This window comes from Shewanella sp. MF05913, assembly GCF_059758095.1.
Genome location: NZ_JCAYNT010000005.1, coordinates 131,355 through 148,824 on the forward strand (window position 1 = coordinate 131,355; position 17,470 = coordinate 148,824).

At 41.9% G+C, this 17,470-nt stretch carries 14 protein-coding genes and 1 tRNA gene; 10 read left to right on the forward strand and 5 right to left on the reverse strand.

What is annotated here, in order from left to right; translation table 11 throughout:
• Positions 1-278: 278 nt before the first annotated feature.
• Positions 279-1,487: a porin gene (locus tag AC19MV_RS09030; protein ID WP_498307101.1), complete on the forward strand. Its 1,209-nt coding sequence runs from the start codon at positions 279-281 to the stop codon at positions 1,485-1,487.
• Positions 1,488-1,662: 175 nt separating this feature from the next.
• On the opposite strand, the gene AC19MV_RS09035 is transcribed toward AC19MV_RS09030, so the two are convergent.
• Both AC19MV_RS09035 and AC19MV_RS09040 read right to left on the reverse strand, forming a co-directional pair.
• Entirely contained in the window at positions 1,663-2,172 is a 510-nt protein-coding gene (locus AC19MV_RS09035) for a peptidylprolyl isomerase (RefSeq protein WP_432401113.1), read from the reverse strand.
• Positions 2,173-2,442: 270 nt separating this feature from the next.
• Complete coding sequence (locus tag AC19MV_RS09040; protein ID WP_498307103.1) at positions 2,443-3,786, reverse strand: M20 metallopeptidase family protein; 1,344 nt, start codon at positions 3,784-3,786, stop codon at positions 2,443-2,445.
• Between the two features lie 115 nt (positions 3,787-3,901).
• On the opposite strand from AC19MV_RS09040, the gene AC19MV_RS09045 reads away from it, so the two are divergent.
• Positions 3,902-4,438 carry a GNAT family N-acetyltransferase gene (locus AC19MV_RS09045; RefSeq protein ID WP_498307105.1) on the forward strand — a complete coding sequence of 179 codons (537 nt, stop codon included), beginning with the start codon at positions 3,902-3,904 and terminating at the stop codon, positions 4,436-4,438.
• A gap of 80 nt (positions 4,439-4,518) precedes the next feature.
• Here the strand turns inward: AC19MV_RS09045 and AC19MV_RS09050 are convergent, their stop codons facing one another.
• Both AC19MV_RS09050 and hcp read right to left on the reverse strand, forming a co-directional pair.
• Positions 4,519-5,730: an FAD-binding oxidoreductase gene (locus AC19MV_RS09050; protein ID WP_498307107.1), complete on the reverse strand. Its 1,212-nt coding sequence runs from the start codon at positions 5,728-5,730 to the stop codon at positions 4,519-4,521.
• A 113-nt stretch (positions 5,731-5,843) separates the two neighbouring features.
• Complete coding sequence (hcp, locus tag AC19MV_RS09055; protein ID WP_432401105.1) at positions 5,844-7,502, reverse strand: hydroxylamine reductase; 1,659 nt, start codon at positions 7,500-7,502, stop codon at positions 5,844-5,846.
• Between the two features lie 324 nt (positions 7,503-7,826).
• Between hcp and AC19MV_RS09060 the strand changes: the two genes are divergently transcribed.
• On the forward strand, positions 7,827-8,513 hold the full coding sequence (locus AC19MV_RS09060) for a DUF3157 family protein (RefSeq protein ID WP_498307109.1): 687 nt from the start codon (positions 7,827-7,829) through the stop codon (positions 8,511-8,513).
• Between the two features lie 104 nt (positions 8,514-8,617).
• Here AC19MV_RS09060 and AC19MV_RS09065 read toward each other — a convergent pair whose 3' ends face one another.
• Positions 8,618-8,878, reverse strand: coding sequence for a DUF5062 family protein (locus AC19MV_RS09065; RefSeq protein ID WP_432401101.1), 261 nt, complete (start codon positions 8,876-8,878; stop codon positions 8,618-8,620).
• 153 nt (positions 8,879-9,031) lie between these two features.
• Here AC19MV_RS09065 and AC19MV_RS09070 point away from each other — a divergent pair, with 153 nt between their 5' ends.
• The 7 genes from AC19MV_RS09070 to AC19MV_RS09100 all read left to right on the forward strand — a co-directional run bounded on the left by AC19MV_RS09070 (position 9,032) and on the right by AC19MV_RS09100 (position 17,431).
• Complete coding sequence (locus tag AC19MV_RS09070) at positions 9,032-9,172, forward strand: hypothetical protein (RefSeq protein WP_498307111.1); 141 nt, start codon at positions 9,032-9,034, stop codon at positions 9,170-9,172.
• Positions 9,165-11,321 (forward strand): M3 family metallopeptidase, encoded by a 2,157-nt coding sequence (locus AC19MV_RS09075; protein ID WP_498307113.1) that lies wholly within the window; start codon positions 9,165-9,167, stop codon positions 11,319-11,321. Before AC19MV_RS09070 ends, AC19MV_RS09075 begins: the two co-directional genes overlap by 8 nt.
• A gap of 244 nt (positions 11,322-11,565) precedes the next feature.
• Positions 11,566-11,655, forward strand: a tRNA-Ser gene (locus AC19MV_RS09080).
• 87 nt (positions 11,656-11,742) lie between these two features.
• Positions 11,743-13,074, forward strand: a complete 1,332-nt coding sequence (locus tag AC19MV_RS09085; protein WP_498307115.1) for a site-specific integrase — start codon at positions 11,743-11,745, stop codon at positions 13,072-13,074.
• Between the two features lie 1,004 nt (positions 13,075-14,078).
• A complete protein-coding gene (locus AC19MV_RS09090) occupies positions 14,079-15,410 on the forward strand; it encodes a hypothetical protein (protein WP_498299459.1) in 1,332 nt (443 codons plus the stop codon).
• A 328-nt stretch (positions 15,411-15,738) separates the two neighbouring features.
• A complete protein-coding gene (locus tag AC19MV_RS09095; RefSeq protein ID WP_432401851.1) occupies positions 15,739-16,077 on the forward strand; it encodes a hypothetical protein in 339 nt (112 codons plus the stop codon).
• A gap of 34 nt (positions 16,078-16,111) precedes the next feature.
• The gene (locus AC19MV_RS09100; RefSeq protein ID WP_498307116.1) at positions 16,112-17,431 is read left to right on the forward strand and encodes a hypothetical protein; all 1,320 of its coding nucleotides are present in this window, start codon (positions 16,112-16,114) and stop codon (positions 17,429-17,431) included.
• Positions 17,432-17,470: the final 39 nt, after the last annotated feature.

Consider the following 17,470-nt stretch of genomic DNA (forward strand, 5'->3'; position numbering starts at 1 on the left):
AGAAATACTCAAAAAGTGACCGCAACCACATCAAAATAAAAAATCACATTAAATGCATAATTAACCACAAGTTAACAACTAACCTCATGCGTTAACCACTTGTTAACACGGATTTATACTAAGTCATTGATGATTAATTTTTATGAGCAATATCGCTCTTTTTGAGCATATTTCACTTTGAGAAAACTTAATGTGTTTGCTACTCTGCATCGCCTCAATGGATAGATGAGTTAATGGACTAAACTGTGCTTACTCAAACAACAAGACAAGAGATTAAAATGAAAAAGACTTTAGTTGCTGCATTAATTTCAAGCGTTCTGATTGCGCCTTCAGTTTCGGCAACAGAAATTTTTAAAGACGACGTTAACGCCGTTCAAATTGGTGGTTTTGTTGATGCTCGCGTGATCAACACTCAAGGTGAAACGGAAGTGGTTAACGGTGCATCTCGTATTAATTTTGGTTTTGAACGTCAATTGCATGATGGTTGGAAAGCCTATGCAAAATTAGAATGGGGCGTTAATCCTGTTGGTAGCACAGACATTGTTTACAACAATCGTTTTGAGTCCATTCAAGAAGAGTTTTTTTATAACCGTTTAGGTTACGCTGGTTTGTCACACGACGAATACGGCAGCCTCACTATTGGCAAGCAATGGGGTGCTTGGTATGACGTGGTATACAACACTAACTATGGTTTTGTATGGGACGGTAATACAGCAGGTGTTTACACCTATAACAAAGACGATGGCGCAGTAAATGGTGTCGGCCGCGGTGACAAAACCGTGCAATACCGCAACAGCTTTGGCGACGTAAGCTTTGCAGTACAAGTACAGTTAAAAAACAGCGAGTTTTATACCTGTGACATTGAAGATATTACCGAAGACGCTTGTATAGATTTATGGACTTCTGGTGCCGTTGAGGCGCAAAAAGTTGAATACAACTATACCTACGGTGGCGCATTAACTTACCAAGCAACAGACAAATTAGTATTCACTGCGGGTGTAAACCGTGGCGAATTTGATGTGACGTTTGGAAACGGCAACACGTCTACAGCAGAAGACATTATTTACGGTATGGGGGTTACCTGGGGTAACTTCGACCAACATGGTTTATACGCTGCTGCGAACATTAACCACAACGAAAACCACGACACCGATAATATTGGCCGTTTAATTGATAAAGCCGTGGGTGTAGAGTCGTTATTCTCATATATGTTTGATAATAACATCCGTACCTTTGTGTCTTACAACATCCTTGATGCGGGTAAAGACTACGTGATTCAGCCTAACTACAATGCCGATCCAGAAGACGAATTTAAGCGTCAATTTGTGGTAATGGGTTTGCACTATGTATTTGACGTTAATACCGTTGTTTACCTAGAAGCTCGTCGTGATTACAGCGATTTCAGCAGTAACGACAAAGATCAGCAAGCAAGAATGGAGCTGTCTGAAGATGACGGTGTCGCCATTGGTATCCGTTACTCACTTTAATGTTTATGAGTAATGGCATCTTAAGTTTTATCGCTTAGGTTTTATCGCTTGAGTTTTATCGCTTGGGTTTTATCGCTTAAGTACAGTCAAAAAAAGGTTCGACATCACTGTCGAACCTTTTTTATTGGGCTAGAAAAACCACTTAAATAATCATTTCTAAAATGACAATCTAAAGTTAAGCAACCGTTGGCTCATCAACAATGGTCACTTTCTCAACCACTATTGGCTCACGTGGTACATCTTCATGCCCTGCTACCGTGGTGGTTTTTACACGTTCCATTTGCTGAATAACGTCCATACCCGCAGTCACTTTGGCAAATACCGCATAACCCCAACCGGCATTAGTGGTGCCTGTATGGTCTAAAAAGTCATTGTTAGCCACATTAATAAAAAACTGCCCTGTCGCTGAATGCGGTGCATCTGTACGCGCCATCGCTAAAGTACCGATCACATTTTTTAAGCCTTTGTTGGCTTCATTAGCAATCGGGTCGCGGGTTGGCTTTTCTTTCATTTTGGCTGTTAAGCCACCGCCCTGCACCATAAAGCCTTTAATTACCCGATGAAATATCGTGCCTTCATAAAAGCCATCCTGACAATACTTTAAAAAGTTTTTCGACGACACTGGCGCGCGTTCCATTTCCAATTCAACGGTAAAATCGCCAAGGTTGGTGCTAAAAATAATCATAAAATGCCCACAAGGTTAAACACAACAATAGCGGCCATTATAGCCGCTATTGTGGCGATTTCGTTTGCGTTTATTGCGCTGTTTGATTAAATAACCTGAGCTCGGGATAATAAACGCCTTTCAAACAGTCCTTTGCCCTGCTAACTGCGTTGAATCGACTTACAATAGGCTAGCTATTGACGCGTCAATTCGCCTTGTTAGCAGAACAAATGACAAGCTTGAAAGTGAGAAGGGGTAACATGTTGATTTTAAATAGTATAAATTCATCCCCTATTCCGAACTCAGGTTAAATAAATCCATCGCAGTCCGCGTCATAGCCCTAACACCCGTGCGAATAGTTAATTTGTAATCGGGTGCAAATTGACTTGAATGCAAAGATGGTAGCGCATTGCCCGAGTCGACACTGGCCTGATATTGCTTAGGATCAACGCCGCCAAGCCAAAACAATGTAATGGGGCGTTTTTCAGGGGTGAGACCATACAAACCAAAGTCTTCACCTGCCATCACGGGTGGCGCAATAAGCACATTGTCACTGCCAAGCTCAGCTTCAATACTGGCTTTAACCTTAGCGGCTAATGTTGGATCATTGTACGTTGATGGAATAGTTTCATCGTCATGCACATACACTACTGGCGCTAACTTGTCAGGCAAGCCAGCACTCATCGCAATACCCGCGGTGATACGTTTAATCGCCGCAATTTGTTGTTCGCGCACCTCAGGGTTATATGAGCGCAAGGTGAGCTGAAGCTTTACTTCATCTGAAATAATATTGTGCTTTGAGCCGCCATGAATTGAGCCCACCGTGATGACATTAGGCTCTAACGGCGACACTTCACGGCTTACTATGGTTTGTAATGCCAACACAGTGCGCGCAGCAAGTACCACGGGGTCAACAGTGGCATGCGGATAAGCGCCATGGCCGCCCTTGCCTTTAATGGTAATATCAACCGAGTCGACATTCGCCAATGCATAACCGCTCACAGTACCGACTTTGCCGGCAGGAATGGACGCGCTCACATGCAAACCAATGATGCTGTCTGGCGTGGGGAATTGACTAAATAGCCCCTGTTTTAGCATGGCTTTGGCGCCGCCACCCACCTCTTCTGCGGGTTGGGCCACCATCATTAATGTGCCCTGCCAATCTGCTTTATGTTTTACCAATTGCTCAGCCGTACCAATAAGGCTGGTCATATGAATATCGTGACCACAGCCATGCATAATACCCACAGTATTATTGTTTGCATCGACCGTGGTGACGGTTGAGGCGTAATCCTTTCCGGTTTGTTCAGTAATCGGTAAGCCGTCAATGTCAGCGCGGATCATCACTACCGGCCCTTCTCCATTTTGCAATATGCCGACCACACCATAACCGCCAAAATTAGACGTTACTTCAAACCCAAGCTGCTTAAGCTCTGTGGCCATACGCTCGCTGGTGGCTTTTTCTTGGTACGACAGTTCAGGATGCTGGTGTAAATGCAGGTAAAGCTTTTCCAGCTTAGGTAAGGCTTGAGCTACTGATTGATCTAGCTTGGTATTCGCCACAGCATTCAATGACAGTGACGAAGCAGTAAGTGCAAGCGCTAATATGGGGTAAGCAAGACGTAGGCGGGTCATATTATTATTCTTAAATGTCGGGAATTGAGTATGTTAACCTAGCACAAGCTCACGCTAGGTGGTAAGGCGTTTGAGCGACATCATTGCCAATGCATAATAAAAATAAGGTAAGCCAATGAAAATGATTACCGAAACACCCAGACTCATTATCCGAGAGTTCACCCTTGAAGATGCCCCCGCGGTGTTGCACTTTAATACCCCAGAGCAAGTGAATCGATATACCGGCGATGCGGGCGTGTGCACCACGTTAATGGATGCCGAAAACATCATCCGCAATATTTGGCTGGTGGAATATCAACAGTATGGTTTTGGCCGCTGGGCGGTCGTCGTTAAAGACACTAATACTGTGATTGGTTTTTGCGGTTTTAAAAATGAAACTCGTATTAATGCCGTCGATATTGGTTATCGCTTGCATCCAGATTATTGGGGCCAGGGTTTAGCAACAGAAGCCAATCAGGCTTGTATTGATTATGCTAAAGCACACATGGATTTAGACGTTGTTTATGCCGATGTGGCGGACGTGAACACAGGCTCAATTAATGTCGTCACTAAGCTTGGGATGATTTATCACTCGCAGTATCAAGAAGGCGAATTTACCTTTAATCGGTATGCTATTTCACTCAAAACTGGTGGTTCTGCGGATAACAGCTAACCCAAATAAAAATCCCTTAATAGAGCCACTATTAAGGGATTTTTAGTATTCATTTAACGTTAACTATGTCGAACAAGTCGTTACATTTTGAGCTGCACATTCGAGGTCATTTTAGTCGAGCACGCCAATACAAAACCTGCCGCAATTTCTTCAGCGGTTAATGCCATCTTGCTAGACGACACAGTAGTGCCTGAAACAACCTGACATTTACATGCACCACATACGCCCGTTCGGCAAGCCGCAATCATCGGTAATTTTGCAGACTCTATGCCGTCAAGTAAGCTTTGATCGCCGCTTAATTCAACCTGCTTGTCACCAATACTCAACATAAACCGTTCAGTTGATGGATTACTGTCTAACGCCGCTTTTAAGCCTAGAGCGCTACTTGCGCCAAAGCTTTCTTGATTAAACTGACTCATATCAAATTCGGCGGTTTCAAGCATTAATTTTACCGCAGCCATGTAGGGCTCAGGTCCGCATACAAATACAGTACGTTGTTGATAATCGGGTACTAACTTGACTAAGGTTTCTAAGCTTAAGCGACCACCTTCGCAGCCTGTAGAAGTATGTTTAGCGGTTAACTCTTGCTTATTACTGTCGGACTCAAGTACATAATTAAGATTAAAACTCGGGCTTCGAGATGCCATTGATGCCATCGAATCGGCAAACATAATGTCATGAACCGTTTTAGCACTGTGTACAAAGGCAATATCGCTGTCGGTGGTGGTATCGCACAACCAGCGCGACATAGAATGCATTGGCGTGACACCGCAACCGGCACTTAACAATAAGTACTTATCGGCTTCAATGTCGATCAAGTTAAATATGCCATCAGGGCCCGTTACCGTCACATCATCGCCAACATTGAGCGACTCTGTTAAGTAATTAGACACCAAACCACCAACGATTTTTTTAACCGTAACCACTAACGAAAATGGCCGTGAAGGTGACGATGAAATAGTGTAACTGCGATAAACTTTGTCGCCATTAATGTCGAGTTTAAAGGTAATAAACTGTCCCGGTTTAAAATTAAACTTAACCGGTGTCAGTCCTTGAAATCGAAAGCTCACCACATCATGGGTTTCATTCCACTTTTCAATACAACGCAGTTGCACTTCTCCTCGTTGCCAGTTTTCAGCAGCCCAAAGTGCCTTCGAGCCTGTCAATACAGGCGGTTGCACCGTAGGCGAGGTCTTGAAAACAGGGGTATCGATAACAGGAGTCACCTTTTTTGCCGCTTGGGCAGAAAGCGCTTGTGAAAATGAAAAACCAATTGAGGGAGCACTACTCATTTTGACACCTTTAACGCAGTAAAAAATACCGATCGCGATATGAACTTCTCATATCGCCTGTAATCGTTATCGTGCAAATACGGGTAACATAAATGCACGATTTTTAGGGCGAATTACGCCACTTTCATCATCGCTTTTAAGTCTGACGCAACATCAGTAGTGCCACGTAAACCAAACTGCTGCTCTAAAATAGTCATTAGATTGTCAGATAAAAACGCTGGCGCAGTAGGCCCGGTACGGATGTTTTTCACACCTAGCGATAACAGAGTTAACAACACTACAATCGCTTTTTGCTCAAACCACGACAACACCAGGCTCAACGGTAAATCGTTAAGGTCACACTCAAAAATATCTTTTAATGCTAAGGCTAACTGGATAGCAGAATAAGCATCGTTACATTGGCCCACATCTAATAAGCGTGGTATGCCATTGATGTCACCAAAGTCTAATTTATTGAATTTGTACTTACCGCAACCTAAGGTCAAAATAATTGAATCGTCAGGCACTGATTTAGCTAAATCGGTAAAGTAATTACGCTCCAACTTGTCGCCATCACAACCGCCAATTAAGAAGAAGTGCTTAATAGAACCATTCTTAACGTTTTCAACTACGGTTGGTGCCGCTGCCATTAAGGCATTACGGGCAAAGCCGATGGTGATCATGTGTGGAATTTCGTCATAAGCAAAACCTTCAAGTTCAAGGGCTTTGTTAATCACTTCGCTGAAATCATCACCTTCAACGTGAGTCACACCAGGCCAACCTACGATACTACGGGTATAAATACGGTCAGAATATTCGCCGACTGTAGGGTCGATAATACAGTTTGAGGTCATGACTACTGCACCAGGGAAAGTGGCAAATTCTTTTTGCTGATTTTGCCAAGCGCCGCCGTAGTTACCGACTAAATGCGAGTATTTTTTAAATGCTGGGTAAGCAAGTGCTGGTAACATTTCGCCGTGAGTAAAGACATTAATACCCTTGCCTGCGGTTTGCTCAAGAATAAGCTCTAAGTCTTTCATGTCGTGACCAGACACTAAAATCGCTTTACCTTTAACAGATTTGGTATTCACTTGTGTTGGCTCAGGATGGCCAAAAGAGGTGGTTTCGCCTAAATCTAACATCGCCATAATGCGGTAGTTTAGTTGGCCAATTTCCATTGCAGTCGCAAATAACTTGTCTGCATCAACAGAGTCTTCGCCTAAAAATGCCATAATTTTATGGAACTCAGCAGCCACATCAACATCAGTTTGATCTAATACGCGAGCATGCTCCATATAAGCCGCAGCGCCTTTTAAGCCATATAGGCATAATAAACGTAAGCCTAAAATGTCTTCATTTACGTCACCACGATTAAGCAGTGCAATGGGTGCTTGAGCTAAAATTTCAGGTTTTGATGTCGCCAGTAATAGTTCACCTTGGCCACTCACCATTTCTGGTTCAACGCCTTTGCTTTTACAAGCAGCAATGTAAGCCGCTTTTAATTGGTCGCGATACGTCTGTGCCTGGTAGGCATAATCAATTAAGCGTTCATCGTCGAAATTTACGTTAGTTAACGTGGCAAAAAAGGCTTTAGGCACAAAAGTGTCAATGTCGTTATCTACAATGCCAAACTCACGCGCTTTAACAGCATAAGCCGACACGCCTTGTAGCATATAGATTAATAAATCTTGAATATCAGACGTCGACGCTAGCTTGCCGCACATACCTTGCGAGTAACTACAGCCATTGCCTTCTGGTGTTCTAATGGTTTGCTCACATTGCACACAAAACATAACTCTACTCCTCAAATATTATTTATTCATGTATAAATTTTACATGTTAAGGATGAGTTTACTCTTTACTCTGTAAATCGAAACCCGTTTTTAGGGCCAATGTTGCGTTTTATGAGCCAAATCACCTTAAGCATTTGCTGATATAAACCAGAAAAACGACTCGCTGTTATACATTTTTTGATGAGCCATAACCCGTCTTTGTTGATATTTACTGCGGCCACGAACCTTAAATTTGGCTTATAACTCACCTTAAAATATTTTCCTGTTACCCCTTAAATAAACGTAGAATTACCTCATTAACGACTCATAAATCAGGATGAATAGATGAAAACCAAACTTAATGCGATTGCATCAGCCCTCTTCTTATTACTTGCCCCAGCGGCAATGGCTGCCGATGTTGCGGTGATCACCTTAGAAAACGGCACTAATGTCCGCCTAAAAGACGACTTCACCTGGGAATACATTATTACCGAAACCGTGGCGCAACCTGCTACGGCTATTCAAACACCCACAGCGCCAGTTGCAGTCACTGCACTCGCTGCGCCAGCAACCAGTGCGGTGAATACTGCTGATGCCAAAATGGCTGTCGATACCACAAACGCCAAGCCTGCGGTCGTAACGACGGTGGCGCCAATGGCTACCACGCGCTTAACCGCCAGTGCGATGGCACAACCTGAATTAATGGGCCGCACGACAAGAGATGGCATTACAATCACTCTTGCAAACACTCAATGGAAAGATAACGAATTAGGTTTAGTATTTGATTTTGACAGCACCAGTGGCGAACATGTCATCGTGGTGAATGTCGAGGCCAGTTTCTTTAACGATCAGGGTGGTTTAATCAAAACCGAAACCCTAGAAGCCTGGGAAGCCATTGTCCGCATGCCAGAAACGTATTTACGTAAAGGCCAACACCGCCAATCGCCAGTGTTGTGGATAGAAGGAATTAATCAACAACAGTGGCAGCAAAAGCTCATCAGCTTAAAAATTGTTGAAATTGAATCGCGCTAAGGCAGTTGTTCTGATTAATCAAATCAAGCTTTAATCGTATCAACCAAAAAAGCCCAGATGAAATAGTCTTTCACCTGGGCTTTTTTAAACATCATCAAGTCATGTTAATTCAATAATTCATGCTCTTTCGGTAACTGCTTACTAATCCACAATATCAATTTATGTTTACGGTTGGGGCCGTCGTCTTTATCTTCAGCGAGCGGTTGTATTAGCTTGTCTTGCACTAATAATCGATAAATACATTCCACTTTGTCTTTAGGCGAAATACCTTTACCAAAATCGTCAAAGCCACGTTTTTGTGCGTAACCCATCCCAATCTCCATCGCGAGCTTGAGCAATTGTGTATCATGCTTACCAGCTTTCATCTAACGCCCTCATCATGCCTTTTCTCTCTTTTAAACTACGTGAAAACTCACAAATAGCCACTAGAATTCACCATAAACAGCACTAAAACCCAACAAATATCACCCTTGGTAAGTTTGGTTACAAAAATTAATCTTCGTTAATCGCATTACCCTATGCCTACAGCCGTAGGCTTGGTATTGTATCAAGGTATTTACTTTCGTTTTTATGGTCACTATTTTTCGGTATTTACCACATTTGAAATAGGCATAAAAGCACTACAATCGGGCCGTGCCCAAGGATATATTAATGCGTAAAACTCTTATTACCACTGCCGTAAGTGCGGCATTGATGCTTAGTGCGTGTTCAGAACCAACAGCAGACACCGCAATGACGAGCAAAACCACAGCAGAAGCACCAACAACAACGACCAAAGCACCTGCAACCGCCGAAAACGCGCTATTAGTCGCAAGCCCATTACAATACATGGCGCCGCAGTTTGACAAATTTAATGCAGCTGACTACCTACCTGCCTTTGAACAAGGCATGAAAGAGCACAAAGCTGAAATCGCAGCCATTACTAACAACGCTGACGCACCAACGTTTGAGAACACCGTTGTAGCACTTGAAAAAACCGGCGCGATATTAGACCGCACTCAACGCGTGTTTTTTAACCTTACAGGGTTAATTTCAGACGACAACTTCATTAGTGTTGAAGAGCAAGTTGTGCCTCAGTTGACCGCGCACATGGACAACATCTACCTCGATGAAAAGCTGTTTGCCCGCATTCAAGCCATTTACAAAAACAAAGCCACATTAACCGGCGAAGACTTACGTTTAGTAGACGTCTATTACGAACGCTTTGTGCGCGCAGGTGCTGAATTGTCAGCAGAAGACAAAGCCCAAATGCGTGAACTAAACGGCGAGCTTGCTAAGCTTGAAACCAGCTTCTCACAAAACGTTTTAAAGTCATTTAAAGATGACGTGATAGTGGTTGAAGACAAAGCCATGCTCGACGGCTTGTCAGACAATGACATCGCATCATTAGCTGCAGCAGCAAAAGCGGCAGGCAAAACCGGTTACATGATTACTCTGGTTAACACCACCACCCAACCGTTACTGTCTAGCCTTAAAAACCGCGATTTACGTAAACAGCTTTGGGAAACTTCAGCTTATCGCGCAATGGACACCAACAGCCCGCTTAACATCAAAATCGCCCAACTGCGTGCACAAAAAGCCAAACTATTAGGTTACCCAACCTGGGCCGCTTATTCGCTTGGCGATCAAATGGCGCAAAACCCAGAAGCGGTTTATGGTATTTTAGATGACTTAGCACCTAAAGCTTTGGTTAAAGCCAAAATTGAAGCCGCTGATATTCAAGCCGAAATCGTTAAAGACGGTAAAGACTTTACCCTTGAAGCATGGGACTGGGCTTACTACGCCGAAAAAGTTCGCGCAGCAAAATATGACCTAGACGACAGTCAAGTTAAGCCATACTTTGAAATGAATACCGTACTAAACGACGGCCTATTCTTCGCGATGGAAAAATTGTACGGCATCACCTTTAAGTCACGTAACGACTTACCTGCATGGCACAAAGACGTCACCGCTTATGAAATCTTTAACAAAGACGGCAGCTCACTAGGCTTGTTCTATCTTGATATGTACGCGCGTCAGGGTAAACGTGGCGGTGCATGGATGGACGAATTTGTTAGCCAGTCATTCTTAAAAAACACTAAACCAGTCGTGTATAACGCGCTTAACGTGCCAAAACCTGCTGAAGGTCAACCAACACTGTTAACCTTTGACGAAGTGAGCACGTTATTCCACGAGTTTGGCCACGCGATTCACGGCTTATATTCACAAGTTAACTACCCAAGCCTAGCTGGGACCTTAACCGCTCGTGACTTTGTTGAGTTTCCATCACAAGCAAACGAAGACTGGAGTATCGACCCTGCCGTGCTAGCGAACTACGCTAAGCACTACCAAACAGGCGAGCCTATTCCTGCCGAGTTACTGGCTAAAGTATTAAAAGCGCACACCTTTAACCAGGGGTTTGGCACCGTTGAATACTTAGCAGCTGCACTGCTTGATATGGAATGGCACTCAATTCCTGCTGGCACTGAAATTACCGATGTTGCTGCTTTTGAAAAACAAGCACTGGCAAAACACGGTTTAGACTACAGCCCAATCGCACCGCGTTATAAAACCACCTACTTTAGCCACAGCTTCGGCGGCGGTTACTCTGCTGGTTACTACGCCTACCTGTGGACCGAAGTGTTTGCCGCAGACGCGTTTGCACACATGATGGCGAACGGTGGATTAACCCAAGAGAACGGCCAAAAATACCGCGACACCGTATTGTCAAAAGGTAACAGCCAGGATCTAATGCAAAGCTACATCGACTTTGCCGGTAAAAAGCCCTCAACAGACGCGTTATTAAAGCGTCGTGGTTTAGTGCACTAAGCACTATTTATTGTCGCAACCTCTACTGCTGAACATATTTGGCAGTAGAGATTGCTAACAAGCACAACAGAACGCAGCAAAGCAAAACGGCGATTGAGACAACACGCTAAAACGCATTGAAAGAATAAAAAGAGCAAAAATCACGCAAACGCAGCCCTTTTTGAGCGATATTGCACATTTGTTGCGCCATCGCACACTTCAAGGCTTTACATTTTCGTGAATACCCTTATTATTCACCGCGTTCGGAGGGATGGCAGAGTGGTCGAATGCACCGGTCTTGAAAACCGGCAACGGTTTATCCCGTTCTAGGGTTCAAATCCCTATCCCTCCGCCACATTAAATACGAGAAAAGCCGTTGATTATCAACGGCTTTTTTTGTTTTTGGCGTTTGAGGGGCTCTCCATAAGGATTGACTCAGACAATGTATCTTTATCGAGCACCCAACAACGTATACTTCACGCGTATCTGTTTAGCCAAATATTTACGCGACAAGGGCTTCCCCTTTGACGTAAAAGTCTCATTACTGACTCGTGATAGAGCAGAGGCGGTCATCCGTAACATTGATGTTGCCGGAGCACTAAAAAAAATCATCAAGTCTATTGACCATCAAACACGCATTAATGACTTTATTCGTTACGTTGATGAGGTCATTAACCATCTCAGAGCTCAGTTTGATGCAGCTGATCCTGATATCACGTTCAACATCACGCAAAAACCTCATGCTATCCCCAATAGAGAGACTAAATTGTCTCAGCATCGTGAAACTACCGCTGTGGCGCAAGCAAAGCCTGTAATTGGGTTAAACGAAGCATTAAGCGCATTTATTATCTCAAAACTAAAATCAGCCATAAGGCCTCTCTCTATTAAGCAGCTTGAGCAGCGTACTCGGCATTTTATTGATACCGTATCATCAAAACCCGCTCTTAAAACCAAACTTAAAACTGATGATAAATGTGTGCATGACATCACCAGTGCTGATGCGATGACCTATCGCGATGCTTTACTAACTCAAGGCCGAAGCTACAAAAGCAATAAAGAGTACTTAGCTGCCGTATTTCAGTTCTTTAAGTGGTGTCAATTAATGAATTACTGCACCAGTAACCCCTTTGAAAGCGTTACAGTCGGACAAAAACCAAAAGCTAAACCGAATCAAGCTAGAGACCGCTGGACGCATCCTGAGCTTAAACGCCTACTTCGCAGCTCATCATTCAAAGCTTCAACAATCGATTTCAAATGGGTCACCCGATTAATGCTTTATGGCGGTTTAAGGCCTTCAGAAGCCTGCCAGCTCAAACCTGGAGATATCAAACTAATCGACGGCGTACACTGTATTTGCATTGATGACAGTGGCGCTGTACAACGATTAAAGAACCTCAATGCTAGACGTTATGTGCCCATTCACAAATACTTGCTTGAGCTAGGCTTTATTGCGTTTGTTGATCAAAGAAAATCAACTCATACCCAGCTGTTTGACTATAAACCTGTTGGCATCATTGAAGACTGGTCAAAAAACTACTGTAAACAGCTCGCCAAACTTCAAACTGAAATCGGCATGCAAGCTAACCAGCGTCCCACGTCATATGGCTTCAGACACACGTTTATCGATGAAATTAAGCAACTGGATATCAGTGAGCATATTGTTGCTCAAATCGTCGGTCACGCTAATCCCAACATCACTTTCAGTCGTTACGGCAAAGATATAAACGTTGCAGCATTGCTCAAGGATATCGAGAGAATTGACTATCAAATTTGATGATCGGGTGTGCTTAATCGATAAGCATTAAACCTCGAAAAATATCCAGACGCAATTGGCAGTAACAGCGCCAAATGAGGCACAAACACTGCCAAAGCTGTCATTATTTCGCTACAGCAGAGAGCGAAAATTAATGGTGTTGAAAATGGCTCGCAGTCATTGAGTGCGAAGCAAAAAGCAGCACACAATTATGTGGGACCAGTACGTAACCCGGTACGCTTGTATCCCACTTTTTGTTCCAAAAAGGTCGGATACAAGCTCGGGCAAGGGGATCCCCCTTAACCCCAACAGCCACATGCTGCGCATGTGAAAAACGCAAAGTACAAGCCACAGCCTATTGCCATTCAATGGTTTGCCAATAGACGGCACAGTATTGACATCTTCTTGTTGTTTAAATCAAGGTAAATTGAGAATTGGTTTTGAATGCCATACAGGGACTTTCTGTCATGAATCTTAATAAATCACTGTCTATTTAGTAATTCAAATTAGAAAGGGTACTTGTTTATAAATCAATAATCGCTGTAGTAGCACCGTTAGTTTGACCACACAGGAATGGTTCTTCAAGCATGTTAAAAGCAATTGTAAACACACACTAATGTACAAAATTGAAGTCACAATCAAGCTAAACCCATCACAGTGTGATGATATATATAAGTACAGTAAGTAAGTATTAATCAAATAAAGACAGATTTCTCTGTCTAAAAAATAATTGAGGGAAAAGATCTTTATTGCCTAATAAAGGCGATATCTCATTACTTTTGAACAATGTGACACAGGATTATTGAAACGTCATTGGTATGGCATATCAAGTTTCTCCCGTATGTATTAAAAAAAATTGTGGTTTTTTTTCAAAAATACGTCTGTAGCAACAGACTTAACACCAAGGTATTTTCGTTAGCTATTTTGGTTTAGCATGACCTTTAATACTCATTATTTGACATCAAATTAAGTAGTTAGTTAAAGGTTGTGATTTGATAAACAAATTATGCAAAAGGGTTAATTAGATGACAAATATCTTTAAATTTTCTACTGTAGTCGCTGCAATTTTTATAGCCCAAGGTTGTACTCAAGGCCCTGATATTGGCAAGATAGATGATTCATCAATGCGTTATTTAGGCTCGAGTAAAGTCGATATTTATACACTCGATTCATCGGCAATCGAGGATTGGGCTGAAGCTAAAGCAGACTTCAAACAAAGAATGGAAGAAGTCACGGGCACTAAGGATTTAAGTGATGCAGAAGCCTTCGTTGAAGCCGTTGACGATTTAATTGATGAAATGGATCTTGTTGATTTAGTCGATGACGTAAAGCCTTTTAACCTAGTAGAGGCTAAAGCAAAACTGAAAGCGACCTATCAAGCACAACTTGATAACGAATTAGCACAGCTAGCAGCGAGTAAAGCTGAAAAAGATTCATTTCTTCCCACTTACAATGAGTCTTTTGCTGCCTTTGAAAAGGGGAGATCTGATATTGAGTCATTTAAATCTCAAAGAGTAGCGTTAAATGATGCGTTTCAATTGGCAAAAACAGAAGCCATTAAAAGTCTGGCTGATGTAGGAGTTGACTCGACTGGAAACATAAGTAAAAGATTAGGCAATGACAGATTTTATAATACGTATTCGTATAATTTCACAGAGGCATTAAAAGATAAAACATGTCGCGATTTAGATAGAAATGCAGGAAATAAACCAAATGCTATTTATTATTCAGATGCACGTATAACAGACGATAAATCAGAATTGGTTTGCACAAAAATTACATTCCCTTCTAGTTATGCGTCTGATAATGCACAAAACCAGAAACTTAAAGAACCTCAAATTAACGCAATTAAACTTGCCTTAAATAAAGCTCAATCGTATTTGCGAGACGGAAATCAGTTAATAAAACAATCCAACTCGTATTACCAAGACCATCCTCAGATAGCTGATTTACATAACAGATACCAACGTAATGACAGAAGAATGCTAGAAAGCCTTGAAACCAAAGTGAAATGGGCTCAAGACGCAGTGGATAGAGTGATAATTCCTAGTGATGAAAAAATAGCTAACGAAGTTGCTTTTGAACATATGCGTACTTTGAATTTGTATTCGGAGTTTCACTACAATAATATTCTTTTAAATCAGCTAGATTATGTGTCTACTGTTAGCGCGGATGGGCGATTTAAGCTTGATAATAGTGAAAAATTTAATTTATTAATTGCACGTCCAGAGAGAAAAATTAATCAAAAAGCCGCTTATAAAATAATTCGACTTGCTGAATTTGATGATAAAGCTTTAGTCACCATAGGGCTGAATGATATTTTAACATCAAAAGAATTCCAAACTATTACACTATAAACTTGACCGATGGAGCCTGAAAATAATTTACAGGCTCCAAAAAACTAAAACGGTAATACCCCTCATATAAATCATTTATAGGACTTTTTTAGTCAAATGAGTTTGGCCATGCCGCAACTGTAATTCTTCAAATACTGTCGAACATCGCTCACTTTGCAATGAAATCATTATCTAACTCAAAATTTGATAAAAACAATTGTGGTTTTTTTTTAAAACGACGTCTGTAGCAAACGGCACCTTTTCTAGGTATTTTTATCTGCTCGCATCGTCTGACATCGGCTTTTACACCCTCTAGATGATTTATATTTGAGTTCGCAAAGGAAAATTTATGCTGAAAAAATCTTTTATCGTTGCAGGTTTATCACTTTTACTCGCCGCTTGCGGGGGACATGGCTATGAAGGTCAATATGAATCAAGCATCGAGGCTACCGGATTAGGCAGCTTAAATAGCATGATGCCTAAAACAACAATGTACATCGGCACTGATTACATTGAATCAAATGGTCAAAAAATAGAAGTCGAAAAAATCTACGTCAAAGAACAAGGCGACAGAAAAATTTTAATCATGCAAACACAAGAAGGCGATCAGGCCTACATCATCGATAAAGACGGTTCATTACTGATTAAATCAGGTATTGCAACCATAAAATTTACTAAAGTTGATTAATGACACACTGACCATGAAGAAAGTTGAAAATAATATGAAAAAATATACATCGTTAATCAGTATCGCATTATTATCTGCAGGATTAACTGCATGTGGTGGCAGCGACAGCAATGAAAACACCGACGACTCAGTCAATACACCTAGCAACGGCAACGGCTCTTCTTCTGAGCAAAGTGTCTATATGGCCCCAACAGGTGAACTTGCTCAAAAAATGCTGGCGATAACCCCATCGGTATCAGATAACAGCGTAGAATCTCAATGTTCGACAACAAGCAGTGTCTATGAAACGACAGACTTGTATGTAGGTTTCAGCTCAAGCGCCAAAAGTGATGGGAATGACGCTGATTTAATTTATGCAGCACAACTTACTCAAATAGCCTTAAATGAACTGATAACTGCGACGGGCTTAAATAAAAGTAATGACCTAAATTTAGATGGACAAAATAAGTGGGTAATTTGTCTCGATAACAATCAAACGGGTAATGGAACAGGCTCAATTGCCAGTATGACATTTAGCCCTATTGAACTTAACGCTAGCGGTTTTAAACTAGCAAAACACGAGCTATTCCATGTTGTTCAAACTGAATTACTTGGAAAAAATACAATATACCATCACTTACCTCGTTGGTTCCAAGAAGGCAGTGCGGAGTATTTTGCTTCAATGGATTCAAGTAATGTAAGCCGTTCATTATTAATGAACTTTACAAGCGATCTGGCAAGTAATCCCTCATTACAAGGGTTGCAATCAGCTTATGGCATTAACACCTATAACCACCAACAAGATATCTTAGAAGCCTATCCACAATACGATAATAAACTATACTCAATCTATAAAACCTCGGTTAACTACTTAGTAGACAAAGGGTTAACTGATCAAGCACTTATCTCACTCATTAGAAATTCGTATCAAGCAGGACAAGATCCTCAAACAATGCCACAGTTTCACAGTGAAATCGCAATGTTGCAAGCAACAGGCGCATTCACACTGCCTTCTGGCTATGACTACACAGACCTATTAACAACAGAAGGATACAGTGAACTAATCCTAAATGACTGGCTGAATACAGATCAATATTCAGCATCATTTACATCTGTTTCAGCGACAGTCACCATCGCCAGATTGTTTCTAATACCAACACTGGATCAAGAAAATGAGTATGAAGTTACGGTAAATACAGATCAGAGCGGCTATAGCTATGCCGTTGGCAGCATTCCAGATGGCGACTACCAAATTTACGCCATCGACACCGCTGATGAAAATGCTTATGGTCCAATGACACAATCCGTTGTTAATGGTGAATTAGGTGATATTGATTTCACCGGTGTTAACGTTTGTGAAACTTGTAATGACTGATCTTTATTCGTTAGTTAAATGAGTTCAATAAAAAACCAG